The sequence below is a fragment of the Arthrobacter sp. G.S.26 genome, from assembly GCF_050847375.1.
In the GTDB taxonomy this organism is placed as follows: Bacteria; Actinomycetota; Actinomycetes; order Actinomycetales; family Micrococcaceae; genus Arthrobacter.
This window is the reverse complement of record NZ_CP193752.1, coordinates 946,181-957,930: the sequence shown is the minus strand read 5'-3', so window position 1 is coordinate 957,930 and position 11,750 is coordinate 946,181. Positions and strand designations below refer to the sequence as shown.

Here is an 11,750-nt window from a genome sequence, read left to right as displayed (position 1 = left end):
AAGAATGGGGGCATGATGTTTGAACATAAGGATGGCAATCCGGTCCTGGACCTCACCGACGACCAGTCCTGGCATCTGGTGGACAACACCAGGCACGGGCGGCTGGTGGTTTCCGTTGCCGGCGAACCAGATATCTTCCCCGTGAATTACGTGACCGCCGCGAGGAAGATCTACCTGCGGACCGCCCCGGGCAATAAGCTCGCCCAACTCACCATCAACGACGCCGTACTTTTTGAAGCCGATGGTGTCCTCTCCGACGAAGCCTGGTCCGTAGTGGTCCGGGGCAAGGCAAGGGTGCTGAACACCTCCGCCGACCTGGCTCCCGTGGAAGAGCTTGGCCTCCAGTCCTGGGTGCCAACACTGAAGGATTTCTATGTCGAGATCGTGCCGGCGTCCGTGAGCGGCAGGCATTTCCAGCTCGGCCAGCAGCCGGAACGAGAGATCTAAAGCCCCGTGACCACCTAACGGACTGGCCATGTCGGACAAGCTCACACCCCAGCAGCGCAGCTGGAACATGTCCAGAATCCGCGGCAAAAACACCAAGCCGGAGTTGCTGGTACGCCGGCTGGTGCACGCCAAAGGCTACCGGTTCCGTCTCCATGGGAGGTCCGGGTCGGTCCGGCTCCCTGGCAGGCCTGACCTTGTATTCGCAGGCCGGCGCAAGGTCATCTTCGTCAACGGCTGCTTCTGGCACTTCCACGACTGCCGCGTGGGCCAGCACGCACCGAAGGCCAACGCCGAATTCTGGGCGGCCAAGCGGTCCCGGACACGGGAGCGGGACGCGGAGCAGCGGAAACAACTCCAGGAGGCGGGCTGGGATGTCCTCACAGTGTGGGAATGCGAGCTCAGGGACAGCTCAGCGCTGGAGTCAACACTGGAGAATTTCCTGGATTCCCGGACCTGACGCCGCAATCTTGAGCCAATCTTGGGCTCCGGCGCCCAGGTTCTTGATGCGTGCCGGACACAATGGTGCTTGTGGTCCTGCGTGGGGATCACCAACCAGAGTCCGGAGCCCCGTAATCCCAGTAATCCCCGAGTGCCGGCTAGCTCCTTCGAGCCACGAGCGCGGCTTTCAGCGCAGTCGCCGACGATTCACTGCTGTTGATCCGCCAGTCCGCTTCCTTCTGCAGATGGAACCACACAAATCCCATAACGTCCGGCTGACTGGCAAGGTACGCCACCAGGTCCCTGTTCCAGGCCGCTTTGGAACCACCCAACTCACTGGCTGCAGTCTCCGCTACAAGTATCTGACTGCCCGGCGCCAACGTCCGGAGCTGGGCAATACCCGGGCTGAACAGGTCCTGCGGCGAGACCCAACTGCTCCAGGCGGCGGACGTCCCCCAGTTGTAGCCGTCCAGCGCCACAACGTCGACGTACCCGGCTCCCGGATACAACCCGGTAAGGTCCGTGGAACCCCAGTAGGGAACGTTGGGCGACCAGACCCATTGCACGTTCGCCGCACCCTGTGCCGCCACCACGTCATGGACGTGCCGCCACGCGGACACGTAGTCGCCGGCCTGATTGCTGTTGACGCCTTCAGCCCATGGGTACCAATTTCCGTTCATTTCGTGGGCGAACCGCAGCATCACCGGTTTGCCCCACGAGGCCAGCGACTGTCCCCATGCACGGATGTGGGCGTCAAAATCTCCCGCGGTGATCCGGTCGAGGGAAAAGGCGGGCTGCTCAACGCCGCCGCCCCAGGCCCACGGTTCCCAGGTGAGCAATGCCGTGGCGCCGCGGGCCGAAACCGCATCCAGCTCGGCCAGCGGCGGTGCCTGCAGGAAGTCTTTGTACATCAGGACCATGGAGGGGCTCTCCCCCGCCAGCACGCCCACAGCATCGAGTTCCGCCCCGGCGGAGGCCCCACCCTGAGTCGCCACACCAAAGCGGAGTTTCGCCGAGCTGATCACAGGAGGTTGCGGCTCGGTCACCACCGCGGGCTGCACAACAAACAGCGCCGACGCTTTAGTGGCCGACGTCTTGGCGGTGACTGTGAGGCTGCCGGTGGCTCCAGCGGGGATCACAATCCCCGTGCTGAATGAGCCTGTGCCGGATGTCTTGAAGGAAAATGAGCTGGCGCCCGCTGTGACGGTTCCACTGGTGGAGGCTTTGAAGCCCGTCCCGGTCGCCGTAACCGCGGAGCCGGCAGGACCGGACCCCGGACTTAGCGTGACCTGGGCAGCCGGCGCCGCAGCGGCCGGCGCGATGCCGGACACCCCGGACACCACCAGGACCGTCCCGGCAAGCAAGCCAGCAACAACGGTTTTCAGCGATCGGATCATGGCAGTTGTCCCCAGTCAGCCGGCAGCAAAAAGCCGCCATTTTTGGTGCGGAAAGCACTGGATTCGATATTAGGGGTAAAAGCCGCAGTCTTATCAAGAAACCCACAATTATTCGCTGAAAACCTGACCCGCCAAGGCCATCCACCTAACCTGAAGAAGAGCAAATGACACCATTGATTCCCTGGTTTCCCCGACGCCGACCACCACCGGAAAGGACCGTTTTGAGCACCTCAGATGACACCCCGCGGCCACTGGTGGACCAGTCCGTACTGGACCGGCTGCGGGAAGAGCTGGAGGACGACGGCGGCTACAGCAAGGTCTTTGTGGGCCACTTCATCGAATACCTTCCCCAGCGGATAAGCCGCCTGCGGCTCGCCCTCACCACGGGAGACCTCGAGGGCTCAGTGGACGCGGTCCTCAGCCTCAAAACGTCCAGCCAGATGGTGGGCGCGGAACGCCTGGCAGGACTGGCGCTGGACCTCGAAGGCGAAATCCGGCGGGGCGCCCGGAGCGGCGACATCGCGGTGGTGCTGCCAAACCTGGCAGCGACGTTCCTGCGGCCCATCGACCACTGCGGCCGGCAGACCATCCACAGGCTGCAGTCTCAGTGCTCGCCGGGAGCCAGGCGGTAACCCACACCGCGGACAGTTTGGAGCCAGCGCGGGCTTTGCGGCGAATCGCCCAGCTTTTTGCGCAGGTTGCCCATGTGGACTTCCACGGATCGTTCGTCGGATTCGCTGATGTAACTTCCGACGTCGTAATCCTCGTCCCGCAGCCGACGCACCAGATCCGCCTTGGTCCGGACAGTCCGGCCGGCTTCCAGCAGCGCGTGCAGGAGTTCGAATTCCGTCCTGGTCAGGTTCATTTCCGTCCCATCCACCAGCACAGTCCGGGACGCGTAGCTTAGGTCAAGGCCGTTGTGGCTGAAATTGCCCCGTTCGGGCCGCACGTGGTTGTTGGCGGACACCTCAGGCGCTGACGTGTCCGTTGCCTCCGCTGCGGACCTGGGCCGGCGCATCATCGCAGCAACGCGGGCCCGGAGCTCGCGGGGCCGGAACGGCTTGGTGAGGTAGTCATCGGCGCCGGATTCCAGGCCGATCAAAGTATCGAGTTCCTCGGTGCGGGCCGTCAGCATCACGATGTAGGCGTCCGAGAACTCACGGATCTGCCTCGACACTTCGAAACCGTCGATGTCGGGCAGGCCCAGGTCGAGTGTAATCACGTCGGGGTTCAGGGTTTTAGCCACCAGGACGCCTTCTGCGCCCGTGCTGGCTACCGTCACCTCAAAGCCGGCCTGGGTCAGCACAGTGCGGACCAGTTCCCGGATATCGTGATCATCCTCAATGACAAGTCCCACACGTGCTTCACTCATAGTGTCCCCTCAGCAGCCAACGTCTGAAGTATAGCCCGGTGCGGATATATCCTGCTTGTATGGTCCTGCAACTCCTGCCCCAGAAGCCCCACCGCCATGTCTGACCGCGAGCTATGGTCCGCCGGGCGCTTTTGGCGGCTTAGGCGGCCCTTCCATGAACTCCGCCTGACGGACCGCGTGGCCATGAGCCAGATGCCGCTGTTCATCACCACGCTGCTGACGGTCTTCCTGGTGTGGGCCTTCTTCCCGGGCACCATGGACAACCTGCTGTTCGGCTCCTTTGTCATCTCCCAGCTCCTCATCATGGCCCTCTGCTACCTGGTGCCGTGGGACCGGCTGCCGTACACCAGCTTCCTGGTCGTACCGCTGCTTGACTTCATTTCCATCGCGGTGGGCCGCGAAGGCGGCCAGGACAGCCTGACCGGCATCAGCCTGCTGGCGGTCTTCCCGGTGATCTGGCTGTGCGCCTCCAGCTACTACCCGAAAACGTCGGTCTGGCTCTCCTTCCTGGCGCCCCTCGCCATCATCTGGGTGCCGCTGTTCCTTAAGGGCGATGTGACGCCCCAAGGCCTGACCCGCGCCCTGCTGCTTCCGGTCATGATGCTGGGTATCGGTGTGTCCGTGAGCGTCCTGACGCGCAGCATGATGCGCCAACAAAAGGAGCTGCAGGACAAGGACGCGCTTTTGCAGGCCAACCTGAGGACCAGCCAGCGCCAGGAAGCCCTGCTCAACACGGTCCTGGACACCGTCCACCTGGGCGTACTCGCCGTGGACGCCGACGGGCACGACATCCTGATGAACCGCAAGCAGCGCGCCAACCATGAACTGGCCCGGCCCAGCACCATCGAAGACCCCAACGAGTCCCAGCTCCTGGTCTACGCGGCGGACAGGACCACCCTGATTCCCGTGGAAGACCGGCCGGTCCGCCGCGCTGTCCTCGGCGAGACCTTCACTGACTACCTCGTGTGGCTGGGCGAGGGAGCAGCGCAGCGGGCCTTTGTGACCACTGCCCGCGCGATGAAGGACGAAGACGGCAAATTTGCCGGTTCCGTCATTGCGTTCGGTGACGTCACAGACCTCGTCAATGCGCTCACGGCAAAGGATGACTTCGTCTCCAGCGTCTCCCATGAATTCCGTACTCCGCTGACATCCATCCTCGGATACGTTGAACTGCTGCTCTTCGACGAGCCGGACGAGTCACAGCGCGAAATGCTCGATATCGTCCGCCGGAACTCGGAGCGGCTCCTCACCCTGGTCTCGGATCTGCTGGCCAGCCGCAACGGGCAGCTGATTGTCACACCCCATGCGGTGAACGTGGCTGAGCTGGTGCGCAGCAGCGTCTCATCGGCCCTGCCCAAAGCCGCCGCCTCGGGTATTGTCCTGACGGCGGACGTCCCGGACACCCTGGAAGCCCACGTGGATGGCGCCAGGATCTCACAGGTCCTGGATAACCTGGTGTCGAATGCCATCAAATACTCGCCCGACGGCGGCAGCGTCCGGGTCAGCCTCGTGGAGGAGGACGGAAACGTGGCCTGCAGGGTCACGGACACTGGCATGGGGATGACCCCTGAGGACGCATCCGAGGTGTTTGCGAAGTTCTTCCGCACCAGCAACGTCCGCCGCACCGCCATTCCGGGCGTCGGGCTGGGCCTGCCCATCAGCAAGGCAATCGTGGAAGCCCACGGCGGTTCCATCGACGTGGACAGCACCCTGGGTGAGGGAACGGTGTTTACCTTCCGGGTACCGGTGTAACCCGGCGCCCGGAAGGGGCGGCCGCCTGGCTTAGAGGCCCGCAGCCCGTTTCCGGCCGAAGATGAAGTAGCCGGTAGGCCCGATGAAGTTCACAAACGCGGCCAGCCGCCAGGCCGCTTTGGGTCCGTTGATGAGTTCCGCGGGGCGGCGGGAAATGTCCCGTTGGGCTGCCAGGAGCAGCGCCACCTGCGCCACACCCACCACAATGGTTCCGGCCTTGCTGGCCGGCGACATTTCTTTCCAGGTCTTTTTCTTTGCCATGGTGCTCCTTCAGTGGATGGGATGGGGGTGCGGCTGCTAGTGCACGTAGGGCGCCAGCCGTTGCCGCTGCTCGGGAGTGAGTCGCTGGACCCGGCCGGTGGCCTCGTCCACAAACGCCAGGTGGCTGCTTGCCTTCACGCAGTCCTCGCCCGTCACCGGGTCCAGGACAAGGTAGTGGATATCAAAGCTGGCGCCCTTGACGGCGCCGATCCACACCTGGACCACGGCGGGGATGTTGCGGTACTCCAGCGTCCGGACATAACGGATTCTGTGGTCAACCACCAGCGCCATGGTGCCGTCCGGGACGTCGTTGAAGAGGGAAACCTGCGGGTCAACGCCTGGCTGGCCGGCTCCCCGGGGAGGGCCGAAGGCGGCGATCCGCGCCTCCTCCAGCATCCTCACGATCTGGACGTTGTTGATGTGCCCGTAAGCGTCCATGTCGCCCCAGCGCATGGGCACCGGGACTTCAATCCGGACCGGGGCTGCGGTGCCGGCGCTCAGCTGTGGACCGCCGTCGAGTCATCCACCGGGATTTCCCCGGCGTCCGAGCCTGCGAACTGCGACTGGTACAGCCGGTAGTAGGCGCCCTGGGCGGCGAGCAGCACCTTGTGGTTGCCCTGCTCCACGATCCGGCCGTTTTCCATCACCAGGATGGTGTCGGCGTCGCGGATGGTGGAGAGCCGGTGGGCAATAACGAAGCTGGTCCGGTCCGTCCGCAGCGCAGCCATGGCCTTCTGCACCAGCAGTTCGGTACGGGTGTCCACGGAGCTGGTGGCTTCGTCGAGGATGAGCAGCGATGGGTTGGCCACAAAAGCGCGGGCAATGGTGATCAGCTGCTTCTCGCCGGCACTGACGTTGTTGCCTTCCTCGTCGATGACCGTTTGGTAACCGTCCGGGAGCGCCCGCACGAACCGGTCAACAAACGTGGCTTTGGCCGCGGCGATGACTTCTTCCTCCGTGGCGTCCAGGTTTCCGTAGCGGATGTTGTCGTAGATGGAGCCGCCGAACAGCCACGCGTCCTGGAGCACCATGCCCACCTTGGACCGGAGCTCGGCCCGGCTGAGGTGCGTGATGTCCACGCCATCGAGGGTGATGGCGCCGGAGTTGAGCTCGTAGAAGCGCATCACCAGGTTCACCAGGGTGGTCTTGCCTGCACCCGTGGGACCCACGATGGCCACGGTATGGCCGGGCTCCGCGGTGAAGGACAGGTTCTCGATGAGTTTTTTGTCTTCCGTGTAGCTGAAGGTCACGTCCTTGAAGTCCACGTGTCCGTCAGTCTTTGGCGGCAGGTGCTCGGTGGCGGTCTCGCTGTCCTGCTCGTCAGCGTCCAGGAACTCGAACACCCGTTCCGCCGAGGCCACGCCGGACTGCAGCATGTTGGCCATGCCTGCCATCTGGCCCAGCGGCTGGGTGAATTCGCGGGAGTACTGGATGAAGGCGGTGGCATCACCCAGGGACATGGAGCCGGACGCCACCCTGAGGCCGCCCACCACGGCGATGCCCACGTAGCTGAGGTAGGAAACAAACTGCATGACCGGGAAGATGATGCCGGAGACGAACTGGGCGCCGAAGCTGGCCTTGTACAGGGCTTCGTTGCGTTCCTCGAAGCGGGCCAGCATATCGGCGTCGCGGCCGAAGACGCGGACCAGGTCGTGGCCGGAGAAGGACTCCTCGATCTGGCCGTTCAGGGCACCGGTGTTTTTCCACTGCGCGGCAAAGAGCTTCTGGCTGCGGACGCCGATGATGCCTGCGGCCACACCGGACAGGGGCAGGGCCACCAAGGCGATCAGGGCCAGCTGCCAGGACACGATGAACATCATGATGACGATGCCGATGACCGTGAGCAGCGAGTTGATCAGCTGCGCGAATGCCTGCTGGAGTGCCTGCTGGACGTTGTCGACGTCGTTGGTTACCCGGGAGAGGACGTCGCCGCGCTGGCGGGTGTCGAAGTAGTTCAGCGGAAGCCGGTTGAGCTTCTTTTCCGTGTCGTCACGGAGCCGGCGGATCACCTTCATCACGATCACGTTGAGCACGTAACCCTGCAGCCACAGGAAGATGTTGGCCACGAAGTACATCAGCAGGACCATGGCGATCAGCATGGTCAGTTTGTCGAAATTGATGCCCGTCCCGGGTACCAGCTCCATCCGCGAAACCATGTCCGCGAAATTGGCGTCCCCCGCCTGGCGGAGGCCCGCGACGAACTCGTCCTTACTGGCGCCGGCAGGCAGTTGCTTGCCCACCACACCGGCAAAGATCACGTCCATGGCCTGGCCCAGGATCTTGGGGGCGATGACATTCAGGACAACGGCGACCACCACCAGGGCCACCACGAGGTAGATGCCAAGGGCCTCCGGGCGCAGCAGCCCCATCAGCCTCTTGGCGGAAGGCCAGAAATGCTGGGCCTTTTTGGCGGGTATGCCGCCGAACATGTCCCCGTCGGCCTCTGACGGGGTGAATTCCTCTTCAACAAAATCGTCGTCATCCAGGTCCGGGGCCGTCACGGCCGATTCCGGCGCAGCCTGGTCTGCGGCGGTGGAGTCCTTTTTCCGGGGGCTCATGCCATTTCCTCCACGCTCAGCTGGGATTCAACAATTTCCTGGTAGGTGGGTGAGGTTTCCAGGAGTTCCTCGTGCGTGCCGCGGTCCACAATCCGGCCGTTGTCCAGGACCAGGATCTGGTCCGCTTCGGTGATGGTGGAGATCCGCTGGGCGACGATGATGACCGTGGCGTCCGCGGTGGTCTGTTTCAAGGCTGCGCGGAGCCGCGCATCCGTTGCCACGTCCAGTGCGGAGAAGGAATCGTCGAAGAGGTAGACCCTGGGTTTGGTGACCAGGGCCCGGGCGATGCACAGCCGTTGGCGCTGGCCGCCGGAAACGTTGGTTCCGCCCTGGGAGATCCTGGCGTCCAGCCCGTTCTTTTTCTCCCGCACAAACGATTCGCCCTGGGCCACGCGCAGCGCGTCCCACAGATCCTGGTCCGTGGCCTCGGTCTTGCCGAAGCGCAGGTTGTGCTCGATGGTTCCGGAGAAGAGGTAGGGCCGTTGCGGGACGAGGGCTACCCGCTTGGTGATTTCCTCCCGGTCCAGGGCACTGACGGGCACCCCGTCCAGGAGCACCTCGCCCTCGCCGGCGTCGTAGAGGCGCGGCAGGAGGGACAGCAGGGAGCTCTTGCCGGAGCCGGTGGAGCCGATGATGGCGATGGTTTGGCCGGGCCGGGCGGTGAAGCTGATGTTGCTCAACACGGGCGACTCGGCACCGGGGTAGGCGAAGGTGACGTTGCGGTACTCCACCACGCCTTCCAGCGCTGCCGGGGCTTCCGGACGTTCGGGATCGTGGATGGAGGGTTCGACGTCGAGCACCTCGCCGATGCGGTCCGCGCACACGGAGGCGCGCGGGATCATCATGGCCATAAACGTGCCCATCATCACCGCGACGAGGATCTGGAGCAGATACTGCAGGAACGCCGTCAAGGCGCCCACCTGCATATCGCCGGAGTCCACCCGCTGGCCACCGAACCACAGGACAGCGGCGGTGGACAGGTGCAGGATCATGCCGATGGCGGGGAACATCAGCACAAACAAGGCGCCGATTTTCAGGGAAACGTCGGTAAGTTCCTTGTTGGCTGCCCCGAAGCGCTCGGTTTCGTAGGGTTCGCGGACGAAGGCGCGGACCACGCGGATACCGATGATCTGTTCGCGCAGGACAGCGTTGATCCGGTCGATCTTCTTCTGCATGGAGCGGAACAGCGGCATCAGCCGGACCACCAGGTAGCCCACCACCACTGTGAGGAGCGGTACTGCGACCCACACCAGCCAGGACAGGTTGAGGTCCTCCCGGACCGCCATGATGATGCCGCCGATGCACATGATGGGGGTGGCCACCATGAAGTTCAGGCCCATCAGCACCAGCATCTGGACCTGCTGGACGTCATTGGTGCCGCGGGTGATCAGCGTGGGCGCGCCGAAGGTGCTGACGTCCTTGGCGGAGAAGCTGGTGACCTTGCGGAACACGGCCCGGCGCAGGTCGCGGCCGATTGCCATGGCCGTTTTGGACCCGAAGTACACGCCGGCGATGGCGGTGCCCACCTGCACAAAGGCTACGGCGAGCATCACGGCGCCGGTCCGCCAGATGAAGTCGGTGTCCCCGCGGGTGACGCCCTCATCGATGATCTGGGCGTTCAGGCTGGGAAGGTACAGGGCAGCCATGGTGGACGCCAGCTGGAATACAATGACGGCCACAAGATACGGCGTGTATGGCTTGGAAAACCGCCGTATGAGGGTGAGGAGCATGCCCACGGGTCCTTAGGAAGAATGTGAAAAGCAGGAGGCTTAAGTAGTAGCAGCCGGGGCTGACATCCTTAGCCTTCCCACTCTACGAAACTCTTTCCCGGGGCGGAACCGCCCCGGGAAAGATCATCCGACGGGAGTACCCGCGCGTGCGGTCAGTGCTTTGCTGCGGCGGGTTCCGGCGTTGTGCCCTAATCCTTGGCGGTGGCATCCGGCTGGATGTCCACGGTGCGGCGGAGCGGCTTCTCCTTGATGAACAGCACGGAGAGCAGCGCCAGCACCGTGACGCCGGCGGAGATCAGGAAGACCTCGGCCGTGGCGTCGCCGTAGGCCGCCCGCATGATCTCGCGGACCGGTTCGGGCATGTGGGCCAGGTCCAGGCTGCTGCCGGCGCCGCCGCCGGCCACCGGGATGCCGGCCGCGGCCAGTCCCTGGGAGGCGAGTTCGCTGACCCGGTTAGCCAGGACCGCGCCCAGCACCGAGACGCCGATGGCGCCGCCGACGGAGCGGAAGAAGGCCACGGAGGCGCTTGCCGTTCCGATGTCCGAGGCGCGGACGGTGTTCTGCACGGCCAGGACCAGGTTCTGCATCAGCATGCCGAGGCCCAGGCCCAGGACGGCGGTGAAGACGCCTGCGTGCCAGAGTTCCGTGGTGTGGTCCATGGTGCCCGCGAGGCCCAGGCCGCCGATCAGGAGGATGGATCCGGCCACCAGGAAGCCCTTCCATTTGCCGGTGCGGCTGATGAGCAGGCCCGATGCCACGGAACCGATCAGGTTGCCCGCGATCATGGGCAGGGTCAGGAGGCCGGCTTCGGTGGGGGTGGCACCGCGGGCCACCTGGAAGTACTGGCCCAGGAAGGTGGAGGAGCCGAACATGGCCACGCCAACAGCCACGGAGGCGATGATGGCCAGCGCGGTGGTCCGCTCGGAGATGATCTTGAGCGGGATGATGGGCTGTTCCACCTTGGATTCGACCAGGACCAGCAGGGCCAGCAGGAGGACGCCGCCGCCCACCATCAGGGCCGACTGCCAGGAGAACCAGTCGTAATAGTCCGCCTTGCCGGCGAAGGAAACCCAGATCAGGAGCAGGCTGACGCCCGAGGTCAGCAGGATGGAGCCGAGCCAGTCGATTTTGGCGTGCCGGCGGACGTGGCTGATTTTGAGGGTGACCTGCAGCAGGATCAGGGCGACGACAGCGAGCGGCACGCAGACGAAGAACGTCCAGCGCCAGCCCAGCGGGCTGTCCACGATGAATCCACCCAGCAGCGGGCCGCCGGCGGTGCCAACGGCCATCACGGCGCCCATGTAGCCGGAGTATTTGCCGCGGTTGCGCGGCGGGATCATGGTGCCGATGATGGCCTGCGCCAGGGCGGTCAGGCCACCCATCGCCACACCCTGGATGACGCGGGCGCCCAGCAGCAGCGGAATGGTCTGCGAGAGACCGGCCATCACGGAACCGGCAACGAAGATGATGATGCTGAGCTGGACCAGGACCTTCTTGTTGAAAAGGTCTGCAAGCTTGCCCCAGATGGGGGTGGTGGCGGCGTTGGCCAGCAGTGCTGCGGTGATGACCCAGGCGAAGTCCGTCTGGGTGCCGTGCAGGTCGGACATGATGGTGGGCAGCGCGTTGGCCACGATGGTGCTGCTGAGGATCGCGGTGAAGAACGCGGCGAGGAGGCCGGTGAGGGCCTCCATGATCTGCCGGTGCGTCATTTCCGGCGCGGCTTCGGTTGCTCCGGCAGGCGACGGCGGCTGGCCCGCCGGTTTGGTCTGGGTGGCAGTTTGGCTTGCCATGGATC

General features: G+C 64.4%; 11 protein-coding genes. 4 read left to right on the top strand and 7 right to left on the bottom strand.

What is annotated here, in order from left to right:
* The first annotated feature begins 12 nt into the window (after positions 1 to 12).
* The gene (locus tag ACRB8A_RS04425; protein WP_050683928.1) at positions 13 to 447 is read left to right on the top strand and encodes a pyridoxamine 5'-phosphate oxidase family protein; all 435 of its coding nucleotides are present in this window, start codon (positions 13 to 15) and stop codon (positions 445 to 447) included.
* Between the two features lie 28 nt (positions 448 to 475).
* Complete coding sequence (locus ACRB8A_RS04420) at positions 476 to 904, top strand: very short patch repair endonuclease (protein ID WP_050683929.1); 429 nt, start codon at positions 476 to 478, stop codon at positions 902 to 904.
* Between the two features lie 139 nt (positions 905 to 1,043).
* Here the strand turns inward: ACRB8A_RS04420 and ACRB8A_RS04415 are convergent, their stop codons facing one another.
* Positions 1,044 to 2,282, bottom strand: a complete 1,239-nt coding sequence (locus tag ACRB8A_RS04415) for a glycoside hydrolase family 26 protein (protein WP_285241428.1) — start codon at positions 2,280 to 2,282, stop codon at positions 1,044 to 1,046.
* A gap of 221 nt (positions 2,283 to 2,503) precedes the next feature.
* Here ACRB8A_RS04415 and ACRB8A_RS04410 point away from each other — a divergent pair, with 221 nt between their 5' ends.
* Positions 2,504 to 2,914: an Hpt domain-containing protein gene (locus tag ACRB8A_RS04410; RefSeq protein WP_050683931.1), complete on the top strand. Its 411-nt coding sequence runs from the start codon at positions 2,504 to 2,506 to the stop codon at positions 2,912 to 2,914.
* Here ACRB8A_RS04410 and ACRB8A_RS04405 read toward each other — a convergent pair.
* Complete coding sequence (locus tag ACRB8A_RS04405) at positions 2,887 to 3,654, bottom strand: response regulator transcription factor (RefSeq protein WP_197273498.1); 768 nt, start codon at positions 3,652 to 3,654, stop codon at positions 2,887 to 2,889. The genes ACRB8A_RS04410 and ACRB8A_RS04405 overlap by 28 nt on opposite strands.
* Before the next feature lie 96 nt (positions 3,655 to 3,750).
* Between ACRB8A_RS04405 and ACRB8A_RS04400 the strand changes: the two genes are divergently transcribed.
* Positions 3,751 to 5,406 carry a sensor histidine kinase gene (locus tag ACRB8A_RS04400; RefSeq protein ID WP_432245670.1) on the top strand — a complete coding sequence of 552 codons (1,656 nt, stop codon included), beginning with the start codon at positions 3,751 to 3,753 and terminating at the stop codon, positions 5,404 to 5,406.
* A gap of 30 nt (positions 5,407 to 5,436) precedes the next feature.
* Here ACRB8A_RS04400 and ACRB8A_RS04395 read toward each other — a convergent pair whose 3' ends face one another.
* The 5 genes from ACRB8A_RS04395 to ACRB8A_RS04375 all read right to left on the bottom strand — a co-directional run bounded on the left by ACRB8A_RS04395 (position 5,437) and on the right by ACRB8A_RS04375 (position 11,745).
* A complete protein-coding gene (locus ACRB8A_RS04395) occupies positions 5,437 to 5,667 on the bottom strand; it encodes a PLDc N-terminal domain-containing protein (protein WP_050683934.1) in 231 nt (76 codons plus the stop codon).
* A gap of 36 nt (positions 5,668 to 5,703) precedes the next feature.
* Positions 5,704 to 6,120, bottom strand: a complete 417-nt coding sequence (locus ACRB8A_RS04390) for an acyl-CoA thioesterase (protein ID WP_050683935.1) — start codon at positions 6,118 to 6,120, stop codon at positions 5,704 to 5,706.
* A 44-nt stretch (positions 6,121 to 6,164) separates the two neighbouring features.
* Entirely contained in the window at positions 6,165 to 8,225 is a 2,061-nt protein-coding gene (locus ACRB8A_RS04385) for an ABC transporter ATP-binding protein (protein WP_285241430.1), read from the bottom strand.
* Complete coding sequence (locus ACRB8A_RS04380; protein WP_432245669.1) at positions 8,222 to 9,955, bottom strand: ABC transporter ATP-binding protein; 1,734 nt, start codon at positions 9,953 to 9,955, stop codon at positions 8,222 to 8,224. Before ACRB8A_RS04380 ends, ACRB8A_RS04385 begins: the two co-directional genes overlap by 4 nt.
* Positions 9,956 to 10,143: 188 nt before the next feature.
* The gene (locus tag ACRB8A_RS04375) at positions 10,144 to 11,745 is read right to left on the bottom strand and encodes an MFS transporter (RefSeq protein WP_432245668.1); all 1,602 of its coding nucleotides are present in this window, start codon (positions 11,743 to 11,745) and stop codon (positions 10,144 to 10,146) included.
* Positions 11,746 to 11,750 lie beyond the last annotated feature (5 nt).

What these genes read in the sequence shown, in the direction of transcription:
- ACRB8A_RS04375 (WP_432245668.1), bottom strand. Translation starts at nt 11,745, where the DNA reads ATGGCAAGCCAAACTGCCACCCAGACCAAACCGGCGGGCCAGCCGCCG.
- ACRB8A_RS04425 (WP_050683928.1), top strand. Translation starts at nt 13, where the DNA reads ATGATGTTTGAACATAAGGATGGCAATCCGGTCCTGGACCTCACCGAC.
- ACRB8A_RS04420 (WP_050683929.1), top strand. Translation starts at nt 476, where the DNA reads ATGTCGGACAAGCTCACACCCCAGCAGCGCAGCTGGAACATGTCCAGA.
- ACRB8A_RS04400 (WP_432245670.1), top strand. Translation starts at nt 3,751, where the DNA reads ATGTCTGACCGCGAGCTATGGTCCGCCGGGCGCTTTTGGCGGCTTAGG.
- ACRB8A_RS04405 (WP_197273498.1), bottom strand. Translation starts at nt 3,654, where the DNA reads ATGAGTGAAGCACGTGTGGGACTTGTCATTGAGGATGATCACGATATC.
- ACRB8A_RS04390 (WP_050683935.1), bottom strand. Translation starts at nt 6,120, where the DNA reads ATGCGCTGGGGCGACATGGACGCTTACGGGCACATCAACAACGTCCAG.
- ACRB8A_RS04380 (WP_432245669.1), bottom strand. Translation starts at nt 9,955, where the DNA reads ATGCTCCTCACCCTCATACGGCGGTTTTCCAAGCCATACACGCCGTAT.
- ACRB8A_RS04415 (WP_285241428.1), bottom strand. Translation starts at nt 2,282, where the DNA reads ATGATCCGATCGCTGAAAACCGTTGTTGCTGGCTTGCTTGCCGGGACG.
- ACRB8A_RS04385 (WP_285241430.1), bottom strand. Translation starts at nt 8,225, where the DNA reads ATGAGCCCCCGGAAAAAGGACTCCACCGCCGCAGACCAGGCTGCGCCG.
- ACRB8A_RS04395 (WP_050683934.1), bottom strand. Translation starts at nt 5,667, where the DNA reads ATGGCAAAGAAAAAGACCTGGAAAGAAATGTCGCCGGCCAGCAAGGCC.